The organism is Streptomyces milbemycinicus, from assembly GCF_002154605.1.
In the GTDB taxonomy this organism is placed as follows: Bacteria; Actinomycetota; Actinomycetes; order Streptomycetales; family Streptomycetaceae; genus Streptomyces; species Streptomyces milbemycinicus.
Genome location: NZ_MUNE01001214.1, coordinates 1 through 382, shown reverse-complemented (window position 1 = coordinate 382; position 382 = coordinate 1). Strand labels below are relative to the sequence as shown.

1 pseudogene is annotated in these 382 nt (G+C 65.4%); it reads right to left on the bottom strand.

The features are described from left to right. Window positions 1-50: 50 nt before the first annotated feature. Window positions 51-382 (bottom strand): annotated as a pseudogene (locus CCN51_RS59005) (NF041680 family putative transposase); the annotation flags it as partial.

The following is a 382-nucleotide window of genomic DNA, read 5'->3' as shown; positions in this document are numbered from 1 at the left end:
CGCTTGATCTAGTACTTGATGTAGAGCAAGTGCTTTTTTAAGCTTGTGATTTATCCGGTGCGGCGTGGTTTGGTCCCGACCTTGTGATGGGTTGGTCGGCGGTAGGGCTGGCCGACGGCTAGGAGTAGGCCCACGTCGTAGCGGTTCGCGGGGCGGCGGTTCTTCGAGCCGGGCGGGCGACCGGGGCCGGGCTGGGAGGGTTTCGGCACTGCGGCTGGCGTTGAGGTTCTGGCGTGCAGGTGTCGGAACCCGCGGCGGACCCGGGCGGGGGTGAGCCTGTTCGGTTCGGCCGGTTTCTCCCATGGGCGTCGCAGGTCAGTCACCAGAGGGCGGGCGAGGCGGAGTTGGGTGTGGGCAGCGACAATCCAATGCCGCGAAGTTA